Source organism: Pseudomonas sp. DTU12.3 (genome assembly GCF_004124275.1).
GTDB classification, from domain to species: domain Bacteria; phylum Pseudomonadota; class Gammaproteobacteria; order Pseudomonadales; family Pseudomonadaceae; genus Aquipseudomonas; species Aquipseudomonas helmanticensis.
Window position 1 is genome coordinate 324,884 of record NZ_CP027218.1, and the last position, 22,857, is coordinate 347,740.

At 59.6% G+C, this 22,857-nt stretch carries 26 protein-coding genes; 11 read left to right on the plus strand and 15 right to left on the minus strand.

All coding sequences use genetic code 11. The features are described from left to right. Nucleotides 1–35 precede the first annotated feature (35 nt). Entirely contained in the window at nucleotides 36–764 is a 729-nt protein-coding gene (locus C2E19_RS01495; RefSeq protein ID WP_129387148.1) for a carbonic anhydrase, read from the minus strand. Nucleotides 765–1,001: 237 nt separating this feature from the next. Next, on the minus strand, nucleotides 1,002–2,060 hold the full coding sequence (locus C2E19_RS01500; protein WP_129387151.1) for a PA0069 family radical SAM protein: 1,059 nt from the start codon (nucleotides 2,058–2,060) through the stop codon (nucleotides 1,002–1,004). 233 nt (nucleotides 2,061–2,293) lie between these two features. Here C2E19_RS01500 and C2E19_RS01505 point away from each other — a divergent pair, with 233 nt between their 5' ends. Beyond that, nucleotides 2,294–2,596, plus strand: a complete 303-nt coding sequence (locus C2E19_RS01505; protein WP_129387154.1) for a hypothetical protein — start codon at nucleotides 2,294–2,296, stop codon at nucleotides 2,594–2,596. A 75-nt stretch (nucleotides 2,597–2,671) separates the two neighbouring features. Here C2E19_RS01505 and C2E19_RS01510 read toward each other — a convergent pair whose 3' ends face one another. The 3 genes from C2E19_RS01510 to C2E19_RS01520 are packed head-to-tail and all read right to left on the minus strand — an operon-like array spanning nucleotide 2,672 to nucleotide 6,519. Continuing rightward, nucleotides 2,672–3,973 carry a cytochrome c gene (locus C2E19_RS01510; RefSeq protein WP_129387157.1) on the minus strand — a complete coding sequence of 434 codons (1,302 nt, stop codon included), beginning with the start codon at nucleotides 3,971–3,973 and terminating at the stop codon, nucleotides 2,672–2,674. 12 nt (nucleotides 3,974–3,985) lie between these two features. Further along, nucleotides 3,986–5,770 (minus strand): GMC family oxidoreductase, encoded by a 1,785-nt coding sequence (locus C2E19_RS01515; RefSeq protein ID WP_129387160.1) that lies wholly within the window; start codon nucleotides 5,768–5,770, stop codon nucleotides 3,986–3,988. A gap of 2 nt (nucleotides 5,771–5,772) precedes the next feature. After that, nucleotides 5,773–6,519 (minus strand): gluconate 2-dehydrogenase subunit 3 family protein, encoded by a 747-nt coding sequence (locus C2E19_RS01520; protein ID WP_129387163.1) that lies wholly within the window; start codon nucleotides 6,517–6,519, stop codon nucleotides 5,773–5,775. A 303-nt stretch (nucleotides 6,520–6,822) separates the two neighbouring features. On the opposite strand from C2E19_RS01520, the gene C2E19_RS01525 reads away from it, so the two are divergent. After that, complete coding sequence (locus C2E19_RS01525; protein WP_129387166.1) at nucleotides 6,823–7,467, plus strand: dual specificity protein phosphatase family protein; 645 nt, start codon at nucleotides 6,823–6,825, stop codon at nucleotides 7,465–7,467. A gap of 45 nt (nucleotides 7,468–7,512) precedes the next feature. On the opposite strand, the gene C2E19_RS01530 is transcribed toward C2E19_RS01525, so the two are convergent. Together C2E19_RS01530 and prlC are read right to left on the minus strand one after the other, a co-directional pair. Further along, nucleotides 7,513–7,800, minus strand: coding sequence for a YheV family putative zinc ribbon protein (locus C2E19_RS01530; RefSeq protein ID WP_129387169.1), 288 nt, complete (start codon nucleotides 7,798–7,800; stop codon nucleotides 7,513–7,515). Beyond that, nucleotides 7,797–9,848, minus strand: a complete 2,052-nt coding sequence (prlC, locus tag C2E19_RS01535; RefSeq protein WP_129387172.1) for an oligopeptidase A — start codon at nucleotides 9,846–9,848, stop codon at nucleotides 7,797–7,799. Before prlC ends, C2E19_RS01530 begins: the two co-directional genes overlap by 4 nt. A gap of 88 nt (nucleotides 9,849–9,936) precedes the next feature. Between prlC and C2E19_RS01540 the strand changes: the two genes are divergently transcribed. Then, the gene (locus C2E19_RS01540) at nucleotides 9,937–10,482 is read left to right on the plus strand and encodes a gamma carbonic anhydrase family protein (protein WP_129387175.1); all 546 of its coding nucleotides are present in this window, start codon (nucleotides 9,937–9,939) and stop codon (nucleotides 10,480–10,482) included. A gap of 29 nt (nucleotides 10,483–10,511) precedes the next feature. Continuing rightward, nucleotides 10,512–11,162 carry an HAD family hydrolase gene (locus tag C2E19_RS01545; RefSeq protein ID WP_129387178.1) on the plus strand — a complete coding sequence of 217 codons (651 nt, stop codon included), beginning with the start codon at nucleotides 10,512–10,514 and terminating at the stop codon, nucleotides 11,160–11,162. Between the two features lie 99 nt (nucleotides 11,163–11,261). On the opposite strand, the gene C2E19_RS01550 is transcribed toward C2E19_RS01545, so the two are convergent. After that, nucleotides 11,262–12,338, minus strand: a complete 1,077-nt coding sequence (locus C2E19_RS01550; RefSeq protein ID WP_129387181.1) for an aminopeptidase — start codon at nucleotides 12,336–12,338, stop codon at nucleotides 11,262–11,264. Nucleotides 12,339–12,397: 59 nt separating this feature from the next. On the opposite strand from C2E19_RS01550, the gene C2E19_RS01555 reads away from it, so the two are divergent. Both C2E19_RS01555 and C2E19_RS01560 read left to right on the plus strand, forming a co-directional pair. Continuing rightward, nucleotides 12,398–12,820, plus strand: coding sequence for a hypothetical protein (locus C2E19_RS01555; protein WP_129387184.1), 423 nt, complete (start codon nucleotides 12,398–12,400; stop codon nucleotides 12,818–12,820). A 40-nt stretch (nucleotides 12,821–12,860) separates the two neighbouring features. Further along, nucleotides 12,861–13,280 (plus strand): hypothetical protein, encoded by a 420-nt coding sequence (locus C2E19_RS01560; protein ID WP_129387187.1) that lies wholly within the window; start codon nucleotides 12,861–12,863, stop codon nucleotides 13,278–13,280. Between the two features lie 6 nt (nucleotides 13,281–13,286). Here C2E19_RS01560 and C2E19_RS01565 read toward each other — a convergent pair whose 3' ends face one another. Beyond that, nucleotides 13,287–13,526 (minus strand): DUF1161 domain-containing protein, encoded by a 240-nt coding sequence (locus C2E19_RS01565; RefSeq protein ID WP_129387190.1) that lies wholly within the window; start codon nucleotides 13,524–13,526, stop codon nucleotides 13,287–13,289. Between the two features lie 240 nt (nucleotides 13,527–13,766). Beyond that, nucleotides 13,767–14,198 (minus strand): OsmC family protein, encoded by a 432-nt coding sequence (locus C2E19_RS01570; protein WP_129387193.1) that lies wholly within the window; start codon nucleotides 14,196–14,198, stop codon nucleotides 13,767–13,769. Between the two features lie 242 nt (nucleotides 14,199–14,440). Between C2E19_RS01570 and C2E19_RS01575 the strand changes: the two genes are divergently transcribed. Beyond that, nucleotides 14,441–15,442: an LLM class flavin-dependent oxidoreductase gene (locus tag C2E19_RS01575; protein WP_129387196.1), complete on the plus strand. Its 1,002-nt coding sequence runs from the start codon at nucleotides 14,441–14,443 to the stop codon at nucleotides 15,440–15,442. Between the two features lie 275 nt (nucleotides 15,443–15,717). Here the strand turns inward: C2E19_RS01575 and C2E19_RS01580 are convergent, their stop codons facing one another. Together C2E19_RS01580 and C2E19_RS01585 are read right to left on the minus strand one after the other, a co-directional pair. After that, entirely contained in the window at nucleotides 15,718–15,939 is a 222-nt protein-coding gene (locus tag C2E19_RS01580) for a DUF1161 domain-containing protein (RefSeq protein ID WP_129387199.1), read from the minus strand. Between the two features lie 127 nt (nucleotides 15,940–16,066). Beyond that, nucleotides 16,067–16,282: a dodecin gene (locus C2E19_RS01585; protein WP_129387202.1), complete on the minus strand. Its 216-nt coding sequence runs from the start codon at nucleotides 16,280–16,282 to the stop codon at nucleotides 16,067–16,069. Nucleotides 16,283–16,439: 157 nt separating this feature from the next. On the opposite strand from C2E19_RS01585, the gene C2E19_RS01590 reads away from it, so the two are divergent. Then, entirely contained in the window at nucleotides 16,440–16,766 is a 327-nt protein-coding gene (locus C2E19_RS01590) for a YqjD family protein (protein ID WP_129387205.1), read from the plus strand. Here C2E19_RS01590 and C2E19_RS01595 read toward each other — a convergent pair. Next, nucleotides 16,739–17,656 carry a LysR family transcriptional regulator gene (locus C2E19_RS01595; protein ID WP_129387208.1) on the minus strand — a complete coding sequence of 306 codons (918 nt, stop codon included), beginning with the start codon at nucleotides 17,654–17,656 and terminating at the stop codon, nucleotides 16,739–16,741. The genes C2E19_RS01590 and C2E19_RS01595 overlap by 28 nt on opposite strands. Nucleotides 17,657–17,770: 114 nt before the next feature. Between C2E19_RS01595 and trpB the strand changes: the two genes are divergently transcribed. The 3 genes from trpB to C2E19_RS01610 all read left to right on the plus strand — a co-directional run bounded on the left by trpB (nucleotide 17,771) and on the right by C2E19_RS01610 (nucleotide 20,393). After that, the gene (trpB, locus tag C2E19_RS01600) at nucleotides 17,771–19,003 is read left to right on the plus strand and encodes a tryptophan synthase subunit beta (RefSeq protein WP_129387211.1); all 1,233 of its coding nucleotides are present in this window, start codon (nucleotides 17,771–17,773) and stop codon (nucleotides 19,001–19,003) included. Then, a complete protein-coding gene (trpA, locus tag C2E19_RS01605) occupies nucleotides 19,003–19,815 on the plus strand; it encodes a tryptophan synthase subunit alpha (protein ID WP_129387214.1) in 813 nt (270 codons plus the stop codon). The genes trpB and trpA overlap by 1 nt, the downstream gene beginning before the upstream one ends. Nucleotides 19,816–19,937: 122 nt before the next feature. Beyond that, entirely contained in the window at nucleotides 19,938–20,393 is a 456-nt protein-coding gene (locus tag C2E19_RS01610; RefSeq protein WP_129387217.1) for an anti-virulence regulator CigR family protein, read from the plus strand. A gap of 170 nt (nucleotides 20,394–20,563) precedes the next feature. On the opposite strand, the gene C2E19_RS01615 is transcribed toward C2E19_RS01610, so the two are convergent. Further along, on the minus strand, nucleotides 20,564–22,525 hold the full coding sequence (locus tag C2E19_RS01615) for a DUF4105 domain-containing protein (RefSeq protein ID WP_129387220.1): 1,962 nt from the start codon (nucleotides 22,523–22,525) through the stop codon (nucleotides 20,564–20,566). Beyond that, the gene (locus C2E19_RS01620) at nucleotides 22,522–22,842 is read right to left on the minus strand and encodes a DUF2388 domain-containing protein (protein ID WP_007911662.1); all 321 of its coding nucleotides are present in this window, start codon (nucleotides 22,840–22,842) and stop codon (nucleotides 22,522–22,524) included. Before C2E19_RS01620 ends, C2E19_RS01615 begins: the two co-directional genes overlap by 4 nt. Nucleotides 22,843–22,857: the final 15 nt, after the last annotated feature.

Consider the following 22,857-nt stretch of genomic DNA (forward strand, 5'->3'; position numbering starts at 1 on the left):
GGCCGGCGTCAAACCACACAGATTTTTAGGAAGATTTAGAAGCGCGCTTTCGGCGTCGCCACCGGAATCGGATGGCTACCATCGAGCGGCAGGAAACGTCCCTGATCCGCGTCGTAAGCTTTGATTTCGCTGGTTTCGATGTCGTAGACCCAACCATGGATGAACAGATGACCGTTCGCCATGCGCGAGGCTACCGAAGGATGGGTACGCAAGTGCTGCAGTTGGGCGATGACGTTTTCCTCGGTGAGGATCGGCATGCTTTCTTTTTCGTCGGCGCAGTTACAGTTCTCATGCACCATGGTTTTTGCCACTTCCGCGTGGCGCAGCCAGGCTTTGACCGTCGGCATTTTTTCCAGGCTGTCCGGGTTGAGCACTGCACGCATGGCGCCGCAATCGGAGTGGCCGCAGATGATGATGTGCTGCACGCCGAGCGCCAGTACCGCGTATTCGATTGCGGTGGAAACGCCGCCGTTCATCTGCCCGTAAGGCGGGACAACGTTGCCGACGTTACGGGTCACGAACAGATCGCCGGGCGAGCTGTGCGTAATCAGCTCGGGAACGATGCGCGAATCAGCGCAGGTGATGAACATCGCTTTCGGCGCCTGGGCCGTGGCGAGTTTCTTGAAGAGTTCTTCCTGCTGCGGAAAAATCTCATGATGAAAATGCAAAAAGCCGTCTACGATCTGGCGCAGCGCTGCATCGGCGGATTCCGCTTCAGGGGTTTGCGCCGACGCAGCCAACGGCTGTTTATCCTTGTCACTCATGATTCATCCTCTTAGGCGGATTCAGGGAGTCTTCCCCGGTATTCCGGTATGAAGCCAGTGGCTGTTTAAAACTATCCGGGTCATCCCGACCCGTCAGTCACTCGATGAACAAGGTAGCCGCCGAAACTTAACTCAAACTGAATCAAACGCTCTAGAACGTGTGTTCCAGGTCACAAAAAACGTGACTGCGGGTTTCGGCGGAAGGACTCCAACCCCTCAACCATAGGCCAATTGTCGCTAAATCAACGACATCTGGCGACCCGGCGGACAGAAGGCGCTGCAATCAAGGTTGTAGCCTTCGCGGTGATTCAAACCCAGACGCTTGATGGCTTTGGCAAAACGTTGCGCGAGCAGGTCGGCAAACACCCCTTCGCCGCGCATGCGCGCGCCGAAACGACTGTCATAGAGCTCGCCGCCACGGCTCTGGCGGATCAGGCTCAGCACGTGCGCGGCGCGCTGCGGATAGTGCGCCGCCAGCCATTCCTCAAACAGCGGCGCCACTTCCAGCGGCAGGCGCAGCATCATGTAGGCAGCGCTTTGTGCGCCGGCGGCGTGGGCTTCGGTGAGCAGGCTCTCGATTTCGCTGTCGTTGATCATCGGAATCATCGGCGAACACAGTACGCCGACCGGAATCCCCGCTTCGCGCATCACCCGAATCGCGCGTAAGCGCGCCTTGGGCGCCGCCGCGCGCGGTTCGAGGATGCGTTTGAGTTCGTCGTCCAGCGTGGTCAGGCTGATCATTACCGCCACCAGCCGTTGCTGCGCCAGTTCGGTGAGCAGGTCGAGATCGCGCAGGATCAGCGAGCCTTTGGTGACAATGGTCACTGGATGCCGATAGCGCAGCAGCACCTCGAGGATTTGCCGGGTGATCTTGTGTTCGCGTTCGATCGGCTGATACGGGTCGGTATTTGAACCCAGATTGATCGGTGCGCATTGATAGCCGCGTTTGCTCAGCTGTTCTTCCAGCACCTGCGCAGCATTGGTCTTGGCGATCAGCTTCGTTTCGAAATCCAGCCCTGGCGACATGTCCCAATAGGCGTGGCTCGGCCGCGCGTAGCAATAGATGCAGCCATGTTCGCAGCCGCGATAGGGGTTGATCGAACGGTCGAAGGGCAGGTCCGGCGAGGTGTTGCGGGTAATGATGGTTTTCGCGGTTTCGATCATCACCTCGGTGTTCTGCGTCTCGGGCACTTCCTGATACCAGCCGTCATCTTCGGCCACCGAACGATTCGGCGCGAAACGGTTGTGCGGGTTGGTCGCGGTGCCGCGTCCGCGAGGTGGCAAAGGCGTGTGCATCGCAGGCATCCTGATCGCTGTATGCGCATACAGTATCGCTGGTGCGAAGAAACAGCTAGTGCCGTTCGGCGATTTACATGATTCAACAGTACCCTTGCAAATGCGGGATCTTCTTTGATCAATGCTGTTACTGCAACCCGGAGACACATCTTTGAACTGGCAGTGTAAAACGCCAAGTCGTTAGTATTGGTTTTGTTGTCATTCTGCTATTCAATATTTAAAAGGAATTAATCATGTCTAACTTCAATCATCGTGGCATCTTTCTGCAGAAGCTTGGGCCGACTCCGGTTGATCCGGATGAGGTACTGGTGTCCATGCAATTTGCGTTGAAAGAGTCGGGTTGGGATGCAGAGAACGGCGTGCCGACCGAGTCCTTGCTGGATTCGCGGATTATCATCGCCTCTTCTTATGACGCCGGTAAAACCTTTGATGTACGTAATGAAAAAGATGTCGATGGTGATGGGGATATTGATGCAGATGATAAGGCCAAGTTGCTCGCGCTGGCCAAGACTTACGTAAACATCATGAACCCATAAGATGGGTTAAATGCTGGATTAGTTGCGATGTAAAAATAAAAGCCCTGCCCGAATGAATGCGAGCAGGGCTTTTTATTAGTTGTTGTTGGTTACTTGGCCGAGATCATCTGCCGAAGTGTTTTTCATGTCGCTGGTGCGCAAACGACTGACGTCGTCAGCGCTGACCGCCGCCCCCTTGTTGCCCCAACTGCCACGAATAAAACTCACCACATCCGCCACTTCCTGATCCGACAGGCGCCAGGCGAAACCCGGCATGGTGAACGTGGACGGTGCGGTGTGAGTCGCTGGCAGAGTCCCACCTTTGAGCACGATGTGAATCAACGAGGTCGGGTCTGCCGATTGCAGCACCGGATTGCCCGCCAGCGCCGGGAACACTCGCGTGTAGCCGTGGCCGTCGGTGCGGTGGCACGCCGCGCAGTTGTCGATGTACACCGACGCGCCGCGTTGACTGTCGTCACCGTTCCACAAGGCCTTGGCCGCTTTCTCGTCGTACTGATGCGGCTGATCGGCAGGATCACTGGCCGGCAGTGACTTGAGGTAGCGGGCGATTGCCGTCAGGTCGGCGTCGGTCATGTATTGCATGCTGTGAGTGACCACATCGCTCATGCCGCCGAACACCGCACTGCGATCGCTGCGCCCGGTCTTGAGGAACTGCACCAGTTGCTCTTCGCGCCAGCCGCCGAGGCCATCCTTGTGATCGCCGCGCAGGCTCTTGGCGATCCAGCCTTCCAGCGGTGCACTGCCGGCGAGGAAGTTGCTGCCATCTGCGGCACTGAGGGATTTTTCCTGCATGGTCAGGGCGCGCGGTGTGTGACAGGCGCCGCAGTGGCCGAGGCCTTCAACCAGATAGGCGCCACGGTCGATCACCGGGTCGGTACTTGTTGCTTTGTAGTCCTCGACCTTCGGCGCAAACATCCAGCGCCAGCCCATCAGCGGCCAGCGCATGCTCAACGGCCACGGAATGTCGCTGGCCTTGTTCTCCTGCGCGACCGGTTCAACGCCGTGCATGAAGTACGCATACAGCGCCTGCATGTCGGTTTCGCTGACACGGGCGTAGGACGGATACGGCATCGCCGGGTACAACGTGCTGCCGTTTTTGGCGACGCCATGGCGCACGGCTTGATCGAAGTCCTCGAAGCTGTAATCACCGACGCCGGTTTTATCCGGGGTGATGTTGGTCGAGTAGATCGTGCCGATCGGCGTTTCCATCGGTAGGCCACCGGCGAACGGCTTGCCGCCCTTGGCGGTGTGGCAAGCCACGCAATCACCGGCGCGGGCAAGGTATTCGCCTTGTTTGATCAACGCTTGATCAATTTCAGCCGCATGAATTGAGGCGCTGCCGAGCAGCGCCAACGTCGCGATAACGAAATTCTTCATGGTCATCGCTCCTTAAGCCTGAACCAGCGGGCCGGGGTTTTTCAGGTATTGCTCGCGGATCGCCTTCGCCGACCAATAGGTCAGTGCCGCTACCAGCCCGGTCGGGTTGTAACCCAGGCCCTGCGGGAACGCCGAGGCGCCCGGGACGAAGACGTTGTGCACGTCCCAGCTCTGCAGGTAGCGGTTCAATGCGCTGGTCTTCGGATCGGTGCCCATGATCGCGCCGCCGTTGAGGTGGGTGGTCTGATACGCCGCGGTGTTGAAGTGATCGCCGACTTGCTTGCCGATCACCGCAATGGCTTTCGGCCCCATCGCTTCGGCGACCTTGCCCATTTTCTCGACCATGAAGCGGTTCATCTTGATGTCGTTTTCCTGCCAGTCGAAAGTCATCCGCAGCAGCGGCAAGCCGTAGGCATCGCGATACACCGGATCGAGGTCGAGGTAGTTGCCACGGTAGGACTGATGCGCGCCGTGGGCGTCCATCGACACCTGATGGGTGTAGTAATCGGCGGTCGCGCGTTTCCACGCACTGCCCCAGGCCGGGGTGCCCGGCGGGTTCGAGGTGCCGGCAATCGGCCGGCTGCCTGCCTGGTTGACCCACATCGGCGAGCCGCCGACGAAGCCGTGCGGGCCGTGGTCGAAGTTGTCGGCGTTGAAGTCGTCCAGCGCCACGCCGTTGCCGCCAGCGCCGATGAAGTTGTTGGTGTGGGTGTCCTTGTCGAAGAACGCCTTGATGGTCGCCATGTTCTGGTAGGCGAAGTTACGCCCGACCACGCCTTCGCCAGTCTTCGGGTCGTATGGCTTGCCGATCCCAGAGAGCAGCATCAGGCGCACGTTGTGCAACTGGAAGGCGCCGAGGATCACCAGATCCGCCGGTTGCTCGATCTCGCGACCCTGGCCGTCGACATAGGTGACGCCGGTGGCTTTGCTCTTGGTGCTGTCGAGGTTGATCCGCAGCACGTGGGCGTTGGCGCGCAACTCGAAATTCGGCAGCGGTTTCAGCGCCGGCAGAATGTTCACGTTCGGCGACGCCTTGGAGTACATGTAGCAAACATAACCGCTGCAGAAACCGCAGAAGTTGCACGGGCCCATCTGTGCGCCGTAAGGGTTGGTGTACGGCCCCGACGTATTCGCGGACGGCAGGTTGTAGGGTTTGTACCCGACTTCTGTAGCCGCTTTGCCGAACAGCTGTGCGGATACGGTGTTCTTCTGCGCTTGCAGCGGGAACGGGTTGGAACGATCCGGCGCGTACGGGTTGCCACCCTTGCCCTGACCGACCAGTTGACCTTTCACCGTCCACGCCTGGCCCGAGGTGCCGAAGACTTTTTCGGCGAAATCGAAGAATGGCTCCAGCTCTTCATAGCTGACGCCGAAATCCTGGATGGTCATGTCCTTGGGGATGAAGCTTTTGCCGTAGCGCTCTTCATAGTGGCTGCGCATGCGCAACTCGATCGGGTCGACCCGAAAATGCACGCCCGACCAGTGCAGGCCAGCACCACCGACACCATTGCCCGGCAGAAACGCGCCCAACTGGCGGTTCGGCAGGGCGATGTCGTTGACGCTGTGGCGAATGGTCACGGTCTCTTTGGAGATGTCCTGAAAGAGTTTTTTGCGCACGCTGTAGGTGAGTTCGTCGATCACCTGTGGATAGTTGCCGTCGGGGTAGGTGTCCTGCATCGGCCCGCGCTCCAGCGCCAGCACGTTCAAACCTGCTTCGGTGAGTTCCTTGGCCATGATCGCGCCGGTCCAGCCGAAACCGATGATGACGGCGTCAACCTTCTTCATTACCGTTGCCATGCTTACGCCCTCTCGCCGCGAATCGAAACTGCCGGGAAGGGGTATTGCTCGTTGCGTTCCACCCAATCCATGAAATCGGCGCGGGCGCCGGGGAAGCCGATCATGGTCCAGCCGACCATGCCTTTGTTGCCGCCGTGGATCGGGTCGCAGAAGAACCCTTCCTTGGTGTTTTGCAGCAGCAGATTGAAGAAAATCTTCGCCGGAACCGCTTCGAACTGCGGTTTTCCAGCTTCGAGTTGCTTGAGCAAATCTTCTCGGGTAGCGCTGTCTTGCTCAGCAAATACTTTACCGTTGAGGGTTTTTGCCCACTGATCCGTGGCAGCGATGCCGAGGCGATAGATCTCTTTGGGCACCAGTTTGCTCTGCCAGCCCATTTCAGGAGCAGCGTCGGCGTTGAACGGGCCTTGCATGTACCACAGGGCACCCGCGGCGTACGGCGTGTTCATCTGCCGGTCGATATATTCCGGCACACCGGCTTCGAGCGCGCCCGGGCCTTGAGCATCGTTGGGGATCAATTGCGCGACGGCGGCATTGATGAACGCCCATTCTTCGGCGGTGAAGTAGCTGGGCTGATAAACGCCGGCATTCGCTCGAACCGGCTGCGGCGCGGGTGCTGCCGGCGCTGCTTCAGGCGCGGCTTGCAGGACGCTGCTGCCCAGACCGGTACCGGCCAGGGTGACCACCGGGATCAGGGTCAGGGATTTGCGCAAAAACTCACGCCGCGGGTTGTCTCGACTTTCATCAGACATGGGGTGCACCTCATCAGGCATCAGGGGTAGCCGTTTCTGCGAACGGCTCGAGGATTTTTTCGTCGCGACGTGGCCGGGATGACCCGGAAAAGGGGGACGCGTCTGCAACATCGTGTGACAAATGGTAGCAGGCTAAGCTTCCGGGTGAACCGATTCAGTGGAAAAAAGAGTGGTTTTTATTGGCTGAACCCGATGAAACAGCGCTGATTCACGATTCTTTTACAAACGGCTCACAGGGCTTTGACCGCCGAACATCGAAGCTGTGGCTCCTTTCATCGATGAATCCCGACACGGTCACCCAGCATGTCCCGAGTGCGTTTGTTCTCTGCTTTGTGTTTATCGCTTGTAGTGCTGTTGCCGTGGATGCCGGCCCACGCCGCGTCGGCAACGGCTGTTCGCCCGACTGAATGGGCTCAGCCGGTCGAGGTGCAATACAACCTGTTCCAGATGTCGCCAACGCTCTACCGCAGCGCGTTGCCGGATGGCGGCGCAGTCCCGTTGCTGAAAAATCTCAAAGTCGCCACGGTGATCAACTTCCTGCCGGAAGCCGACAGCAGCTGGCTGGCCGAGCCAGGCATCAATCAAGTGCAGCTGCCGTATCGCACCAACCACGTCGACGACGCCGATGTACTGAAGACGTTGCGCGCCATTCAGGCAGCCGAAGCCAATGGCCCGGTGCTGATGCATTGCAAACACGGATCCGACCGCACCGGCCTGATGGCGGCGATGTATCGGGTGGTGGTGCAGGGCTGGAGCAAAGAGGATGCCTTGAGCGAAATGACCCAGGGCGGTTTTGGTGAAAGCGGCCACTTTCGCGACAGCGTGCGCTACGTGATGCAGGCTGATGCCGACAAGTTGCGCACGGCGCTGGCCAATGGTGATTGCAGCACCAGCGCGTTCGCTACTTGCTCGATGAAGAGCTGGTTTCAGTCAGTCAATCTGAAGTGAAGACTACCTCCCACGGCATTGCGCTGTGGGAGGTCATGTCGCGGCTCAGTCTTCAGTCTTCTTCTTCAGCTTCGGATTCGGAAAGAACTGCACCGCTTGCACGGTCTTGTCTGGCGCAGGTTTGCTGATAGCGCTGGTATTAACCCGCGTGCCCAGCTCTTTCGGTACCGAAAGCCCTTGCTCGTTGAGCGTGTCGGAGTAACCGCAAGCCACGCACTCACGATGCGGGACGAGGTCTTCGTTCCACATCATCAACTTGTCCGGCTCGCTGCACGCCGGGCAGACTGCCCCGGCGATAAAGCGTTTTTTGGTAATCACAGGCCCCTCACTCATGCTGCCGCGTCCTCACTCAGGCCGCTGTGGCGCAACAGTGCGTCAATTGACGGCTCACGACCACGGAAGTCGACGAACAGCACCATCGGTGCCTGCGAACCGCCGCGCGCCAGAATCGCTTCGCGGAAGGCCCGGCCGGTTTCTGCGTTGAGCACGCCGTCTTCTTCGAATTTCGAGAAAGCATCGGCCGACAACACTTCAGCCCACTTGTAGCTGTAGTAACCCGCCGCGTAACCGCCGGCGAAAATGTGCGCGAAGCTGTTCGGGAAGCGGTTGTAGGCCGGCGGACGCATGACCGACACCTCGTCACGCACACCTTCGAGCACCTGCGCGACACTGCGGCCATCACCGTGGGTGGCGTGCAGTTCGAAGTCGAACAGCGAGAATTCCAGCTGACGGACCATCATCAGGCCGGACTGGAAGTTCTTCGCCGCGAGCATTTTTTCCAGCAGGTCCTGTGGCAGTGGCTCGCCGCTTTCGTAGTGACCGGAAATCAGCGCGAGGCCTTCCGGCTCCCAGCACCAGTTTTCCATGAACTGACTCGGCAGCTCGACCGCGTCCCACGCCACGCCGTTGATGCCGGAAACACCGGCGTGATCAACGCGGGTCAGCAAGTGATGCAGGCCATGGCCGAATTCGTGGAACAGCGTGGTCACTTCATCATGGGTCAGCAGCGCAGGTTTGCCGCTGTCGGCCGGGGTGAAGTTGCACACCAGATTGGCCACCGGGCTTTGCAGCACGCCAGCAACCGTACGGCGACGGTCGCGGGCGCCGTCCATCCACGCACCGCCACGCTTGTTGGCGCGGGCGTAGAGGTCGAAGAAGAAGCGGCCGACGTGCTGGCCGTTTTCCTTGATTTCGAACAGGCGCACGTCCGGGTGCCAGGTGTCGAAGCCTTTCTGCTCGGCGATTTCGATGCCGTACAGGCGCTGAACGATGGCAAACAGACCGCCCAGCACTTTGTCGATCGGGAAGTAGGCGCGCAGGGTTTCCTGAGCAACGCTGTAGCGTTGTTCACGCAGCTTCTCGCCGTAGAAACCGCTGTCCCAGCTTTGCAGATCGGCGCAGCCCTGTTCGGCGGCGTAGGCGCGCAGCTGTTGCAGATCCTGCGCGGCGAACGGCTTGCTGCGCTTGGCCAGATCGCGCAGGAAGCTCAGCACCTGATCGCTGGAGTCGGCCATTTTGGTCGCCAGGCTCAGCTCGGAGAAGCTGGTGAAACCGAGCAGCTTGGCCAGTTCCTGACGCAGGTCGAGGATCTCTTCCATCACCGGGCCGTTGTCGTTCTGGCCGGCGTTCGGGCCTTGGTCCGAGGCGCGGGTGCAGTAGGCGGCGTAGACTTCTTCACGCAGCGCACGATCCTGCGCGTAGGTCATCACCGCGTAGTAGCTCGGGAATTCCAGGGTGATCAGCCAGCCGTCGAGGCCTTTGGCCTGTGCGGCGGCAGCCATTTGCGCCTTGGCCGAATCGGTCAGGCCGGCGAGGGCGGTTCCGTCGGTGATGTGCTTGGTCCACGCCTGAGTGGCATCGAGCAATTGATTGGAGAAACGGCTGCCCAGCTCGGACAGTTTGCTCTGCACTTCGGCGTAGCGTTTCTGTTCGGCTTCCGGCAGGTCGATACCCGACAGACGGAAGTCACGCAGGGCGTGTTCCAGAATAGTCTTCTGCGCCACGTCGAAACTGGCGGCTTGCGCGCTGTTGGCCAGTGCTTCATAAGCCTGGAACAGTTCGCGGTTCTGGCCCATCTCGGTGGAATAGGCGCTCAGGGCTGGCAGGCACGACTCGTAGGCTTCACGCAGTTCGGCGCTGTTGCACACGGCATTAAGGTGGCTGACCGGACTCCAGGCAGCGCCGAGGCGATCATTGAGTTCGTCCATCGCCAGCACCAGGCCGGCCCAGGTCGGGTTCTGCACCTGAGTCTTGAGGATTTCGGCAATGGCGGCGCGGTTGTCGGCCAGGATCGTTTCGATGGCGGGCAGGACATGTTCGGCACGGATCGTGGAGAACGGTGGCAGGTCATAGGACTGCAGCAGAGGGTTGTTCACGCTCACGGTTGGCACCTTGGCTGGGGAAACATGCAACCATCTTAATTACAATCGGCATTCACCGCAGCTATCGGCGACAGAGAGAGAAATTATCGTGTCCGTTCGCAAGTACCAGAATCACACCCCCAGCCTGAGCAAAGGCGCGTTTGTCGACGCCTCGGCGGTGGTGATCGGCGACGTCGAAATCGGCGTAGACAGCTCGGTCTGGCCGCTGACCGTGATCCGTGGCGACATGCACCGCATCCGCATCGGCGCGCGCACCAGCGTGCAGGACGGCTGCGTGTTGCACATCACCCACGCCGGCCCGTTCAACCCCGACGGCTTCCCGCTGCTGATCGGCGATGACGTGACCATCGCCCACAAAGTCATGCTGCACGGCTGCAGCGTCGGCAGCCGCGTATTGATCGGCATGGGCAGCATCGTCATGGACGGCGCGGTGGTTGAAGATGACGTGATCATTGGCGCCGGCAGTCTGGTGCCGCCGGGCAAGCGCCTTGCAAGTGGCTTCCTTTATGTGGGTAGCCCGGTGAAGCAGGTGCGTCCGCTCTCCGACAAGGAAAAAGCCTTCTTCACCTACAGCGCCGCCAATTACGTAAAGCTCAAGGATCTGCATCTGGCCGAAGGCTACGACACACTCTGAATCGAATTTGCGCCTGCCCAGGAATTCCCATGCATTACCAAACCGTATTGTTCGACCTCGATGGCACCCTCACCGACCCGCGTGAGGGCATCACCCGCTCCATCCAGTTCGCCCTCGCCAAGCTCGGCATCGATGAGCCGGATCTGAGCAAACTCGAACACTTCATTGGGCCGCCGCTGTTGCAGGCGTTCATGCAGTTTTATGAATTTGACGAGGCGAAAGCGTGGCAGGCGGTGAATTTTTATCGCGAGCGTTTCAAGGTTACCGGCCTGTATGAAAACCGCGTATTCGATGGCGTTACGCCGTTGCTGGAAACCTTGAGTGGCCAAGGTCGGCAGCTGTATATCGCCACTTCGAAGCCGTGGGAATTTGCCCGCGAGATTGCCCGGCATTTTGATTTCGCCCGGCACTTCAAAGTGATTTACGGCAGCGAACTGGATGGCACGCGGACCAACAAGGTGGAGTTGATTGCGCATCTGATCAAGGAAGAAGGGCTGGATCCGGCGAACACGCTGATGATCGGCGATCGCAAGCATGACCTTATCGGAGCGCGCAGCAACGGGTTGGATGCGGCGGCGGTGGGGTATGGGTTTGGCAGTTTTGAAGAGTTGAATGCCGAGGCGCCGGCTTATCACTTTGAAACACTGGATGAGTTGCATCAGGCTTTTTTGCAGCGCTGATCAGATTGCCTTCGCGAGCAAGCCCGCTCCCACATTTGGAATGTATTTCACTGTGGGAGCGGGCTTGCTCGCGAAGAGGCCAGCCCAGCCAACACGAAATCAGGATTCCGCCAACGCCTTGAGCGCCGCCTTACGCTCAGCCGCCGGCAACCCACCCAACCGCTCAACCTCAGCATAAAACCTCAGCCAATCCCCCCCGACCTTTTTGAACAACGCCGCAAACGCCGGCACCCACTGGTCATACAGCCCAAACGGCAACAACCGCGCATTGTTCAACGGCGTATTTACCCAAGCGTCATAACGCTTGTCCCCGGCCCACTGGCTGTCCCTCATCAGCCGAAAATCCCGGCGAAACTGCTCGAACTCGGCCGCTTTGCGCTCACGCATTTGTTCAACCGACAAAGGTTGCGCATACAGTTTTTCCAAACGTGATCGGGTAGCGAGGACCAATTCGATGAACTGATCACGTTGCTGCAATCGCGAGTCGGTATCCGCCGGCAACCCGCGAAATGCTCGCCACTGCCGCGTGCCTTCCTGCTCGACAAACGTGGCAAAGGATTCGTTGAATTCGGTGTCGTCCTTCACATAAAAACGCTGATGCGCCAGTTCGTGAAAGATCAGCGTGGCCAGGCGTTCATCGCCCCAGCCCAGCATCGAGTTGAGGATCGGGTCGTTGAACCAGCCCAGCGTCGAATAGGCTTCGACACCGCCAATCGACACGTCCATGCCTTGCAAGCGCTGGATCGCCGCTTCACCGCGCGCCGCGCTCTGGCTGTAGTAACCCCGATAGGCCACGCAACCGGCAATCGGGAAGCAATGGTTCTGCGGCGTCAGGGAAAATTCCGTGGTGGCGAACACGTTCCACACCACGAACGGCCGGCCAATGTCGGCGTACAGGCGATAGCTCTGGTTATCCGGCAAGTGCAGTTGCTCGCTGGCGAACGCACGGGCCTTTTGTGACTGAGCCAGGTGCGCGCGCAATTTCGCATCGCGGTGTGGGTCGGCGATGACTTTTTCCACCGGCTCACGCGCGCGCAGCAATTGCAGCTGACCGCTGGCCAACTGGCTGTAATAGCTCACGCTGACGCAACCGTTGAGCAACAAAAACATCACACCCGGAAACAAAACCCGAAAAACGCGATCAAGTAACCCAAGGCTTGGAAACGGCCTGATCAAAATAAGAAATTCCCCGGAGAGTCTTCTCGCAAGACTATCTCGCCTAAAGGAGCACCGCTATGCGCACGTTGATGCTGACAGGGGGCCTGCTGACGCTGGCCGGTTGTGCCAATTTCGGAATCCCCGATCCTGACCCTTCGCAAGCCTGGATCGATCTCGATGCCCGGCAACAGGACACGGCGCTGCAAGCGCTGCAAGTCGATACCCAGGTGACCCCCGATAAACGCTACTTCGAAGTGCAGCCCGGCAGCCATGAGCTGAAGGTTCGTTATCAATTTCCCGTCGAGGCGACCAACATCGGTCCCGATGCCGAGCCGCTGTGGCGCGATTGCCAGTTGAGTGTGAAATTCAAGGACTTCAATGCCGGCCAGCGTTATCAGTTGCAGGCTGGCAGTATCGGTTTCCGACCGTGGGCCAAGCTTTATGACGAGCAGCGCAAAGTGGTCGGTCAGGGCACGCCGGCAGGCTGTCAGCGCACTTGATCGGCGCTATGCTGAGTATCCGGATCTGTGGATATTCATCATGCGCAAGTTGCTGTTGTTGCTCGTCACCAGTCTTGTAGCGGGTTGTCAGACGCCGCTGCCCCCGGTCGATCCGCAAATGGCCTGGGTCGACTTTGCGACACCGACACCCGGCGGCAAATTACTGATGGCTGAGCGCCTCGACAATCAACGACTGAATGACGGGCGCTACTTTCAGGTCACCCCCGGCAGTCATGAGCTGCGGGTGCGCTTCGATTTTGAGGTGTTTGGCGGTGGCGGCAGTCTGATGACCGGGCCGGTAGAGCGCCTGTGCTACCTGTACATTCGCTACGACCATTTCGAGGCGGGGCAGCGTTATGTGCTGGAAGGGCGTTCGCTGGCGTTCACCCCGAGTGCCCGGCTGTACAACGGCAAGCGTGAAATCGTCGCCGAGGATCATGACTACAATTGCATCAACTGAGATGGCTCAGCTGTCGTTCTTTTGATAGATGATCGCTTTAGTGCCGTATTCGCAGGTGCCCACTACCATCGCCACGTCGTGCTTGTCGGCCTCTTCCTTGCTGACGATTTCCAGCGTGTAGGACGGCACGGCGTTGGCCTGGATCTTGATCTCGATTTCTTTTTTCAGTTCTTCGCAGTCTTTGGGTGCCGCCATAACCGAGGTGGCCAGTGCACTGCAGAGGATCGCCAAGCCAATACGTTTCATGAGTGAAGCTCCCTGAGGCAGCGCGCACGGGCGTGCGCTGAAGCTGCTGTCACTTATTCGACCATATTTTTACAGCGAGGGTTCTGACTTCGCTCACAACTTGTATGTTTGGTTTCAGACCTGTGTCGATTGCGAAATCGCCTTCGCGAGCAGGCTCGCTCCCACATTGGAACTGTGTGCCACACGAATCGCTGTGGGAGCGAGCCTGCTCGCGAAGGCGTCAGAGCAGCCAGCGACAAATCAGCTGACCAACGAAGCCTCAAGCGTAATCTGCGCATTCAGCACTTTCGACACCGGGCACCCTTCCTTGGCCTTGTTGCTCAGCTCCTCGAACTGCGCCTGCGTCGCCCCCGGGATTTTCGCCTTGAGGATCAGCTTCACCGCGGTGATCGCGAACCCGCCCTCTACCTGATCGAGGGTCACTTCAGCCTGAGTATCGATGCTGTCAGCCTTCAGGCCCGCATCGCCCAGAATCATCGAAAACGCCATGGAGAAACAGCCGGCATGCGCCGCGCCGATCAGTTCTTCCGGGTTGGTGCCCTTGCCGCCTTCGAAGCGGGCCTTGAAGCCGTAGGGTGCTTCTCTGAGGACACCGGTTTCGGTGGAGATCGAACCGATGCCGGTTTTCAGATCGCCTGCCCAATGTGCGGATGCTTTCTTCACGATAGCCATGTCTGCCTCCTCAAGATCTGGCACGGAAACGCCGCACCGTCGTGGTTTTTGCTTGCAAGGCTTCTGAGGATAGACGGCGGAACAAAGTTCAGCCGGACTGAATCGTTGACTTTTTTAGTAGGAAATTTCGCCGCCACTATTGAAACTCGGGTATATGCCCTCATTGCACAAAACACGCTTATGGATTTGGCAGGTTTTCGTTCGCAAGAAAAACCTGCCTCCTCACTCGGAGACGCAGGTTTATGAAGCAATTGTCCGACGTAAAGTTTTCCACCCTCGATCTGGTGCCGGTGCGCGAAAACGGCAGCCCGGCGCAGTCGCTGCGCAATTCGCTGGACCTGGCGCAGCACGTCGAGAAGTTCGGCTACACGCGGTTCTGGGTGGCGGAACACCACAACATGGACGGTATCGCCAGTTCGGCGACGTCGGTGCTGCTCGGTTATCTGGCCGGCGGCACGTCGACGATCCGTGTCGGTTCCGGTGGTGTAATGTTGCCCAACCATGCGCCGCTGGTGATTGCCGAGCAGTTCGGCACGCTTGAGAGCCTGTATCCGGGTCGCATCGATCTCGGTTTGGGTCGCGCCCCCGGTTCCGATCAGATGACCGCGCGGGCGCTGCGCCGTGAACGTTCCGGCAGCGCCGATGATTTCCCCGAAGACGTTGCCGAACTGGCACGCTTCCTTGGCCCGCGCACGCCGGATCAACGGGTGATCGCGATGCCGGGCACCGGCACCCATGTGCCGATCTGGTTGCTCGGTTCCAGCCTGTTCAGCGCGCAATTGGCCGGCGAGCGCGGCTTGCCGTACGCCTTCGCCTCGCATTTCGCCCCGCGCTTCATGCACGAGGCGATCCGCGTCTACCGCAATCACTTCAAGCCGTCGGCGGTGCTCGACAAGCCGTATGTGATGCTCGGCGTGCCTTTGGTGGCAGCGGATACTGATGAACAAGCCGATTACCTGGCGACTTCGGTGTATCAGCGCATTCTGGCGTTGATGCGCGGGCAAAGTCTGGTGCAGCGTCCGCCGGTGAAAACCATGGACGGCCTGTGGCTGCCGCATGAGCGCGAGGCGGTGGGCGATTTCCTCGGTCTGGCGATGGTTGGCAGCCCGCAGAAGATCCGCGCCAAGCTGGAGGTGCTGGTCGAGCAAACACAGGCCGATGAGCTGATTTTTACCAGTGATCTGTATGAGCACGCTGATCGCGTGCACTCCTACGAACTGCTCGCGCAAGTCATGAAGGGCTGAAAAGCCGAAAGGCACCCTCACCCTAGCCCTCCCGAAACGTCGGACCGCCCGGAGGGAGAGGGGACTGACCGGGTTGAATGTTCGAGATACATCGACCTGAAAAATCGAGTCGAACTCACGGTCTGAACAACCCCCGATCGGCTCCCTTTCCCCCTCTACCCCTTGGGGGAGAGGGCTGGGGTGAGGGGGGATTGATTTCAAAACCACCAAAAATCCCAAATCCCGGACACAAAAAAGCCGACGCATTCACGTCGGCTTTTGTATTTCAGGCGCGATCAACCGCGCTTGTAGACGATTTCCTTGGAGCCACTTTCGCAGGTGCCGACGACTTTGCCGCCATTGGCGCCCTTGTCGACAATTTCCAGCGAATACCCGGAAACGCCCTTGGCATCCAGCTTCGCCGCAATCTCGCTTTTCAGCTCTTCACATGGCTTGCCGGCAGCAAACGCACCACCCGCAAGGCTCAACAAACCTACTGCCAACATGAACTTCTTCATCGGTCGCACTCCCTGGTCGGATTAAAAGAGGCGGGCACCGGGGTTTGACCCGATGCAGCCACCCTGTAGCGCTTTGCCATTCCTATGGCACTCGGCCAGCGCGCAAGTTCAGAAGCGTAGACCAAACTCAGCTACTGGCAATGCGAAAACCGACTTTCAACGTCACTTGAAAGTGCGCGGCCTTGCCGTCCTTGATGTGGCCACGGGTGTCGACCACTTCAAACCACTCAAGATGCTTGATGCTCTTGTGGGCTTCGGCCAGCGCGTTGTTGATGGCGTCTTCAATGCTGCTGGGCGACGAACCGACCAGCTCGACTTTCTTGTACGTGTGATGGTCACTCATGGCGATCTCCTTGGCGTGTGGAATTGAGACTAGCAGTGAATCTGCACTGTTGATTTCGGTGACGCTGCGCAGGCGAAGTTCAGATTTTCTGCACTTTCTCAAACCGCTGAAGTCCCAACCAACACACGCCACTCATCACCAATGCAGGAGAGCCACCATGGCCAACACCTCTTTACGTAAAGCCTCGTTGCAAAGCATGGAAGCCGAGATCGAGAGTCTGCTCAAGTCGTTGGAAAGCCTGAAGGACGACGCTTCGGACGAGTCGCGCAAGACCCTCAAGGCGCTGAAAAGCAATGCTGAAAGCGCGCTGAAACATTCGCGTCATCTGCTGACCGATGCCTATGAAGAAGTCAAAGTCAAAACCCGCGAAACCGGCATCGCCACCCGTGATTACGCGCAGGAACATCCGTGGACGACGGCCGGTGTGGCAGTCGGTGCACTGGGTCTGCTCGCGGCTTATCTGCTGTTCAAACGCGGCGAGTGATTGCTCTGGCGTAGCTCGTTCTTGAGCCATTGCGCCAGTTGCCGGGCGCGCCCGTCTGCGGCGCGCTTGGGTAGCCACAACGCCAGTTGCGCCGGGGTTTCACAGAAACCCCATGGCGCAACCAGGCGACCGGCCTTCAAATCTTCAGCCACCAGCGGCTCTGGCGCGATTGCCACGCCGAGGCCTGCGACTGCTGCTTCAAGCAAATAATACAAATGCTCGAAACCTTGTCCCAACTTCAATGCTTTGGCATCGAGGTCATTCTGCTGCGCCCAGCTTGGCCAGGCTTGGGGGCGTGAAGTGGTATGCAATAAAGGCTCATTGAGCAGCGCTGAGGCTGGCGCGATTTGCAGGCGTTGATAGCCGCTGAACAGTGGGCTTATGACCGGGCCGATGCGCTCCGCAGTCAATTCGTAAACCTGCATGTCCGCTGGCCATGGCGGCTCGGCGAACAGTAGTAAAGCATCCAGCCCCGGTCGCCGAGGATCAAGATCGCCTTCTCCGGCCGACAGATGCAGGCGCAAGTCCGGCAGATCTGCATTCAATCGCCCCAAACGCGGAATGAACCAGCGTGCCAGCAGGCTGCCGGAGCAACCGAGGACAAACGGGGCATCCGCCGTACTTTGCGTGAGTTCTGCGCAAACGCTGCGCAACCGATCAAACGCCTCGCCACTGGCATCGCGCAAACGCATGCCGGCATCTGTGAGTTTCAAGCCGCGCCCATCCTTGACGAAAAGGCTGACGCCGAGGTGCTCTTCCAGCACTTTGAGCTGCCGGCTGACCGCACCATGGGTGACGTGCAGCTGTTCGGCGGCCTGACTGACGCTGTTCAGCCGGGCGGTGGCTTCGAACGCACGCAAGGCGTTCAGCGGGGGAAGGTCGTGGCTCATGATATCTGTGAGTTTTCCTGACAGGTTGTGGCGATCTTATCGGTTTTCAGCCTGGATCGTCAGGGGTAGAGTGGTCGTCATTGTCTTTTGACCCGAATTCACCTGGAGCGACTCATGACCCAGACTTCGAACACTTCCAATCTGCGTAACGGCCCGGACGATAATGGCCTGTTCGGCTCGTTCGGTGGCCGCTACGTGGCTGAAACCCTGATGCCGTTGATCCTCGATCTGGCCCGCGAATACGAAACGGCCAAGGAAGATCCGGCATTCAAAGAAGAATTGGCCTACTTCCAGCGTGACTATGTCGGACGTCCGAGCCCGATGTATTTCGCTGAACGCCTGACCGAATTCTGCGGCGGCGCGAAGATCTACCTCAAGCGCGAAGAGCTGAACCACACCGGCGCGCACAAGATCAACAACTGCATCGGCCAGATCCTGCTGGCGCGGCGTATGGGCAAGAAACGCATCATCGCCGAGACTGGCGCCGGCATGCACGGCGTGGCGACTGCCACCGTCGCCGCACGTTTCGGTCTGGATTGCGTGATCTACATGGGCACCACTGACATCGAACGTCAGCAGGCCAACGTCTTCCGCATGAAGCTGCTGGGCGCTGAAGTGATTCCGGTGGTTGCCGGTACCGGCACCCTGAAAGACGCGATGAACGAAGCGCTGCGTGACTGGGTGACCAACGTCGACAGCACGTTCTACCTGATCGGCACCGTGGCCGGCCCGCACCCTTATCCAGCGATGGTTCGCGACTTCCAGGCCGTTATCGGCAAGGAAACCCGCGATCAGTTGCAGGCTCAGGAAGGTCGTCTGCCGGACAGCCTGGTGGCGTGCATCGGTGGCGGTTCCAACGCGATGGGCCTGTTCCACCCGTTCCTCGACGACAAGAGCGTTGAAATCATCGGTGTTGAAGCCGCCGGTTACGGAATCGAAACCGGTAAGCACGCAGCGAGCCTGAACGGTGGCGTTCCGGGTGTGTTGCACGGCAACCGTACTTTCCTGCTGCAGGACGACGATGGCCAGATCATCGACGCCCACTCGATTTCCGCCGGCCTCGACTACCCAGGCATCGGCCCGGAACACGCCTGGTTGCATGATATCGGCCGCGTTCAGTACACCTCGGTGACCGACGACGAAGCGCTGGACGCGTTCCACAAATGCTGCCGCCTGGAAGGGATCATTCCTGCACTGGAAAGCGCTCACGCTCTGGCTGAAGTGTTCAAACGCGCACCGAAGCTGCCGAAGGATCACCTGATGGTGGTCAACCTCTCGGGCCGTGGCGACAAAGACATGCAAACCGTCATGCATCACATGGAACAGTCTACGCAGGAGAAACACTGATGAGCCGCCTGCAAACGCGTTTTGCCGACCTCAAAAAACAGAACCGCGCGGCGCTGGTGACCTTCGTCACCGCCGGTGATCCGGACTACGACACCTCGCTGGCGATTCTCAGAGGTTTGCCGGTTGCCGGCGCCGACGTGATCGAATTGGGCATGCCGTTCACCGACCCGATGGCCGACGGCCCGGCGATTCAACTGGCGAACATTCGTGCCTTGGGCGCCAAGCAGAACTTGGTGAAAACCTTGCAAATGGTTCGCGAGTTCCGCGAAGGCAACGGCGACACGCCGCTGGTGCTGATGGGCTACTTCAACCCGATTCACATGTATGGCGTTGAGCGCTTCATCGCTGACGCGAAAGAGGCCGGCGTTGACGGTCTGATCGTGGTCGACATGCCGCCTGAGCACAATTCTGAGTTGTGCGACCCGGCGCAGGCTGCCGGTCTGGACTTCATTCGCCTGACCACGCCGACCACTGACGATGCGCGCCTGCCGAAAGTGCTCAACGGCAGTTCCGGTTTCGTTTACTACGTGTCGGTGGCCGGTGTGACCGGTGCTGGCGCCGCAACGCTGGAGCATGTCGAAGAGGCGGTCACTCGTCTGCGTCGTCATACCGATCTGCCGATCAGCATCGGGTTCGGCATCCGCACGCCGGAGCAGGCAGCGGCCATCGCGCGTCTGGCCGACGGTGTGGTGGTGGGCTCGGCGTTGATCGATCATATCGCCAATGCAACGACGCCAGCTCAGGCCATCGACGGCGTGTTGAGCCTGTGCTCGGCACTCTCCGAAGGCGTGCGTAAGGCCCGTGTCAGCTGAAGGTAAAGTTCCTGATACAGAGGAATTAGCGCCTCGCGGCACAGACTAAATGAGCAAGACCGAGGGCTTCAGAACATCGTTCTGAGGCCCTTTTTGCTGTTTGTGCCGTGAGGAAAGACCCGATGAAAATGCCGAAACGTCTGATTGCCGGACTGGGTGTGTTGATGATCAGCGCGACCCCGCTGCTGGCCAGCGCCGATCCGCGCGATGATCACGACCACGGCGGCCCGCAGCAGGGCCAGTACAACAATCATGGTAATGACCATCGCGACGATCACCGTGGCCCGCCTAACGATCACCGTGGCGGCCCGCCACCGCACGACTTCGGCCCGGTGCGCCAGACCATTCGCGACAATCATGGCTACTTTGTACGCGGAGCGCCGCCGCCTCCGGGGATTCATCTGGAGCGAGGCCGACCGTTGCCGCACGGGTATTACGGCGAGCGTCTGGACAATCGCGCGTTGGGTCGTTTGCCGGTGTATCCGGGTTACGAGTGGCGCCGTGCCGGGGGCGATATCGTGCTGATCGCGGTGGGCAGCGGGATCGTCTACGAAATTCTGGATGGTGTCCTCTATTGATCTGACACACATCACCTGTGGCGAGGGGATTTATCCCCGTTCGGCTGCGCAGCAGTCGCAGTTCAGCGGACGCGGTTTATCTGATTGACCGGGTTCGCTGATTTTGGGGCCGCTTCGCGACCCAACGGGGATGAATCTCCTCGCCACAAGGTATGCAATCAGGCTCAGTCTCAGGGGAGTTCCAGGCCGCCCGAGGCCTTATGCAATTTGCGCAAATGCGCGCCAATCTGCTTCACGTTCTCCTCACTCGCGGCAATCTCCGCAGCGCGCTTGGGCTCCAGCAACTTACGCACTTCTGCGTCCAGATCCCCGGAAAGCACCAGCAACTTCTTCTGCCGCTGGCTGCTCTCGTCTTCCAGTCGCTTGAATTCGCTCGGTTGCGGTAAACCGTAACCACGGCTATCGAGCAACTCTGCCGGGCGACTGAGGAACCCACTGTTGGCGAGGATTTCCTGCAGGGTCGCGTTGGCCTTGTCCATGCCGCCGTTTTCCAGCTCGCGCGCGCCGAGGTAGCGTTGCTTGACCTCGTCCTGTGCCAGCAGCAATTGGCGCCGGTAACTGGCCTGCTCCAGCAACAGCAATGCCGCACTGGTGCGCAGATCCGCACGTTCGAACCACTCGCGGCGTTCTTCGGCCTTCAGCGATAGCCATTCCTCGACGGTGGTCTGTTTGATCGGCAGTTGCTTCTTCAATACATCGAACATTGCTTGATAGCGATCGCGGAACGAGTCGAAGCGATAACCCAGGCGCAGCGCTTCTTTCGGATCATCCAACACGCTGGTGTCCGCCAGACCACGGCCCTTCATAACTTCCAGCAAGCCGTTGGGCATGATGCTGTCCAGTCCGACGAACTGGCTGTTGTCACTGCCGCTGCGCAACAGCTTCAGACCTTCTACCGCGCAGTTGTTGGAGAGGAAGAAGTAGTTGCCGTCGTAGCTCCAGTGCATCTCTGCCGCGTGCTCGACCACGCCTTCGATCTCATCGCGTGACAGGTTCAGCGGCACCGAGGCGAGGCTGCGCAGTTCGGTCTTGGTGTATTCGTCGATGACTTGAGCCAATGGCAGGACGAATAGCCGCGACGGGTATTTGCCGACCAGTCCGTCCCAACTCGACAACTGCACATCGCCGACAAACGCGCGATACGACAACACCAGATGCTGATCCAGATCGAGCCGGCAATCCGGGCCACGCGGACGCCCTGGCGCGCAGATCACCAGACGCAACATGCTGTGGCCCCAACGGCTGACCCAGTTCTGATTGGCCTCGGCCAGCAGGTAATCAACGGCGTAGACCCGCTCCGGATCGACTTGTCCCAGGGGTTGCTTGGCAAAGTCGTTGCCCGCGTTCAAAAACGCGAAGGTCTTGCTGCAAGTGTCCTTGGCCGTCGGCGCCCAGCCAAAGTGTTGCTGGTAATAGCGATACAGCGCCGGACGTCGGCAGGCGTAGCTCGGGTCGAGGAGGAAATACTCCATGTTGACCGCGACGAACTCCTTCGGGCTGGAGATCTCGTACAAATCCGGGCTGCGGGCGATCTGTCGGTTGTGTTGCTCGCGCTCGCCCCGGCGACCGACGTATTGCTGCCAACCGGCGAGGTCGAGCAGGCGCGGGTCATCGCTGAGGGTGAAGCGCCGGCCGTTCTGGCCACGGCATTCATCGGGGATGCCAATCAGCCCGGCGCTGTTGAAGCGGCGTGTGCAGCGCTGGATCAGCGTGCGCTCGGCGTCCGGCCACAAGCGCGCGCGGTCATAAATGTGGGTGATTTCGTGCAGCACCGTGGCCAGCAGTTCTTGCCGAACCGTGCCGTGGGGGCGATTGGTTTTTTCTTTGGCGGCGCTGCCGTCGGTAAGACCGGCGAGCAGTTTGCGGTTCAGATCGAGTTCAGAGACCAGCGTGGCCTGACCGTAGGCATTGCCCGGCATGTCGTCGGTCCAGCCGACATCGATGCGCCGATCCAGCCGCTCGATAAAACTCGGCGGCAGCTTCTGCATGGCCTCATCGATCAACGCCTGACTGGCCTGTTGTTGGGCGGGGCTCAGACCGGCGGTCTTGAGCCGTAATTGCAGGCTGGCGTGGGCGCTGTTGCCAAGCAGCAACAACGCCCCGGCCAGCAGCCAGGTGCCGAGTGACTTCACAGTGCGAGGATGGCTTCGGCGAGTACCTGATCACTGGCGTCGCGCGCTTCCGGCACGCGCGTGCGCAAGGTGTTGAGTGCGGCTTCAAGATGCGCGCCACGGATATCGCCGTTGGTGGCGACGAAACTGGCGGCGTCGTCGTGGGCTTCGCGGATGATCTTCGAGTCGCGAATCGAGGTGGTGGTGTCGGAAGTGAAATCGATGGTGCGCTGGGAGGCACGAACGATGATGTTACTGGTGGCTACCAGGGTGTGCGCCTGGGCCACGTCGGCCAACAAAAACAGGCCAAGGGCGGCAGCAATCAGCGGGCTACGCATGGAACGACTCCGGAG

Coding starts and splice junctions, on each gene's coding strand:
- C2E19_RS01505 (WP_129387154.1), top strand. CDS start 2,294: ATGTCTAACTTCAATCATCGTGGCATCTTTCTGCAGAAGCTTGGGCCG.
- C2E19_RS01585 (WP_129387202.1), bottom strand. CDS start 16,282: ATGAGTGACCATCACACGTACAAGAAAGTCGAGCTGGTCGGTTCGTCG.
- C2E19_RS01565 (WP_129387190.1), bottom strand. CDS start 13,526: ATGAAACGTATTGGCTTGGCGATCCTCTGCAGTGCACTGGCCACCTCG.
- C2E19_RS01560 (WP_129387187.1), top strand. CDS start 12,861: ATGCGCAAGTTGCTGTTGTTGCTCGTCACCAGTCTTGTAGCGGGTTGT.
- C2E19_RS01510 (WP_129387157.1), bottom strand. CDS start 3,973: ATGAAGAATTTCGTTATCGCGACGTTGGCGCTGCTCGGCAGCGCCTCA.
- C2E19_RS01545 (WP_129387178.1), top strand. CDS start 10,512: ATGCATTACCAAACCGTATTGTTCGACCTCGATGGCACCCTCACCGAC.
- C2E19_RS01590 (WP_129387205.1), top strand. CDS start 16,440: ATGGCCAACACCTCTTTACGTAAAGCCTCGTTGCAAAGCATGGAAGCC.
- C2E19_RS01580 (WP_129387199.1), bottom strand. CDS start 15,939: ATGAAGAAGTTCATGTTGGCAGTAGGTTTGTTGAGCCTTGCGGGTGGT.
- C2E19_RS01530 (WP_129387169.1), bottom strand. CDS start 7,800: ATGAGTGAGGGGCCTGTGATTACCAAAAAACGCTTTATCGCCGGGGCA.
- C2E19_RS01570 (WP_129387193.1), bottom strand. CDS start 14,198: ATGGCTATCGTGAAGAAAGCATCCGCACATTGGGCAGGCGATCTGAAA.
- C2E19_RS01495 (WP_129387148.1), bottom strand. CDS start 764: ATGAGTGACAAGGATAAACAGCCGTTGGCTGCGTCGGCGCAAACCCCT.
- trpB (WP_129387211.1), top strand. CDS start 17,771: ATGACCCAGACTTCGAACACTTCCAATCTGCGTAACGGCCCGGACGAT.
- C2E19_RS01610 (WP_129387217.1), top strand. CDS start 19,938: ATGAAAATGCCGAAACGTCTGATTGCCGGACTGGGTGTGTTGATGATC.
- C2E19_RS01575 (WP_129387196.1), top strand. CDS start 14,441: ATGAAGCAATTGTCCGACGTAAAGTTTTCCACCCTCGATCTGGTGCCG.
- C2E19_RS01525 (WP_129387166.1), top strand. CDS start 6,823: ATGTCCCGAGTGCGTTTGTTCTCTGCTTTGTGTTTATCGCTTGTAGTG.
- C2E19_RS01620 (WP_007911662.1), bottom strand. CDS start 22,842: ATGCGTAGCCCGCTGATTGCTGCCGCCCTTGGCCTGTTTTTGTTGGCC.
- C2E19_RS01515 (WP_129387160.1), bottom strand. CDS start 5,770: ATGGCAACGGTAATGAAGAAGGTTGACGCCGTCATCATCGGTTTCGGC.
- C2E19_RS01555 (WP_129387184.1), top strand. CDS start 12,398: ATGCGCACGTTGATGCTGACAGGGGGCCTGCTGACGCTGGCCGGTTGT.
- trpA (WP_129387214.1), top strand. CDS start 19,003: ATGAGCCGCCTGCAAACGCGTTTTGCCGACCTCAAAAAACAGAACCGC.
- C2E19_RS01500 (WP_129387151.1), bottom strand. CDS start 2,060: ATGCACACGCCTTTGCCACCTCGCGGACGCGGCACCGCGACCAACCCG.
- C2E19_RS01595 (WP_129387208.1), bottom strand. CDS start 17,656: ATGAGCCACGACCTTCCCCCGCTGAACGCCTTGCGTGCGTTCGAAGCC.
- C2E19_RS01520 (WP_129387163.1), bottom strand. CDS start 6,519: ATGTCTGATGAAAGTCGAGACAACCCGCGGCGTGAGTTTTTGCGCAAA.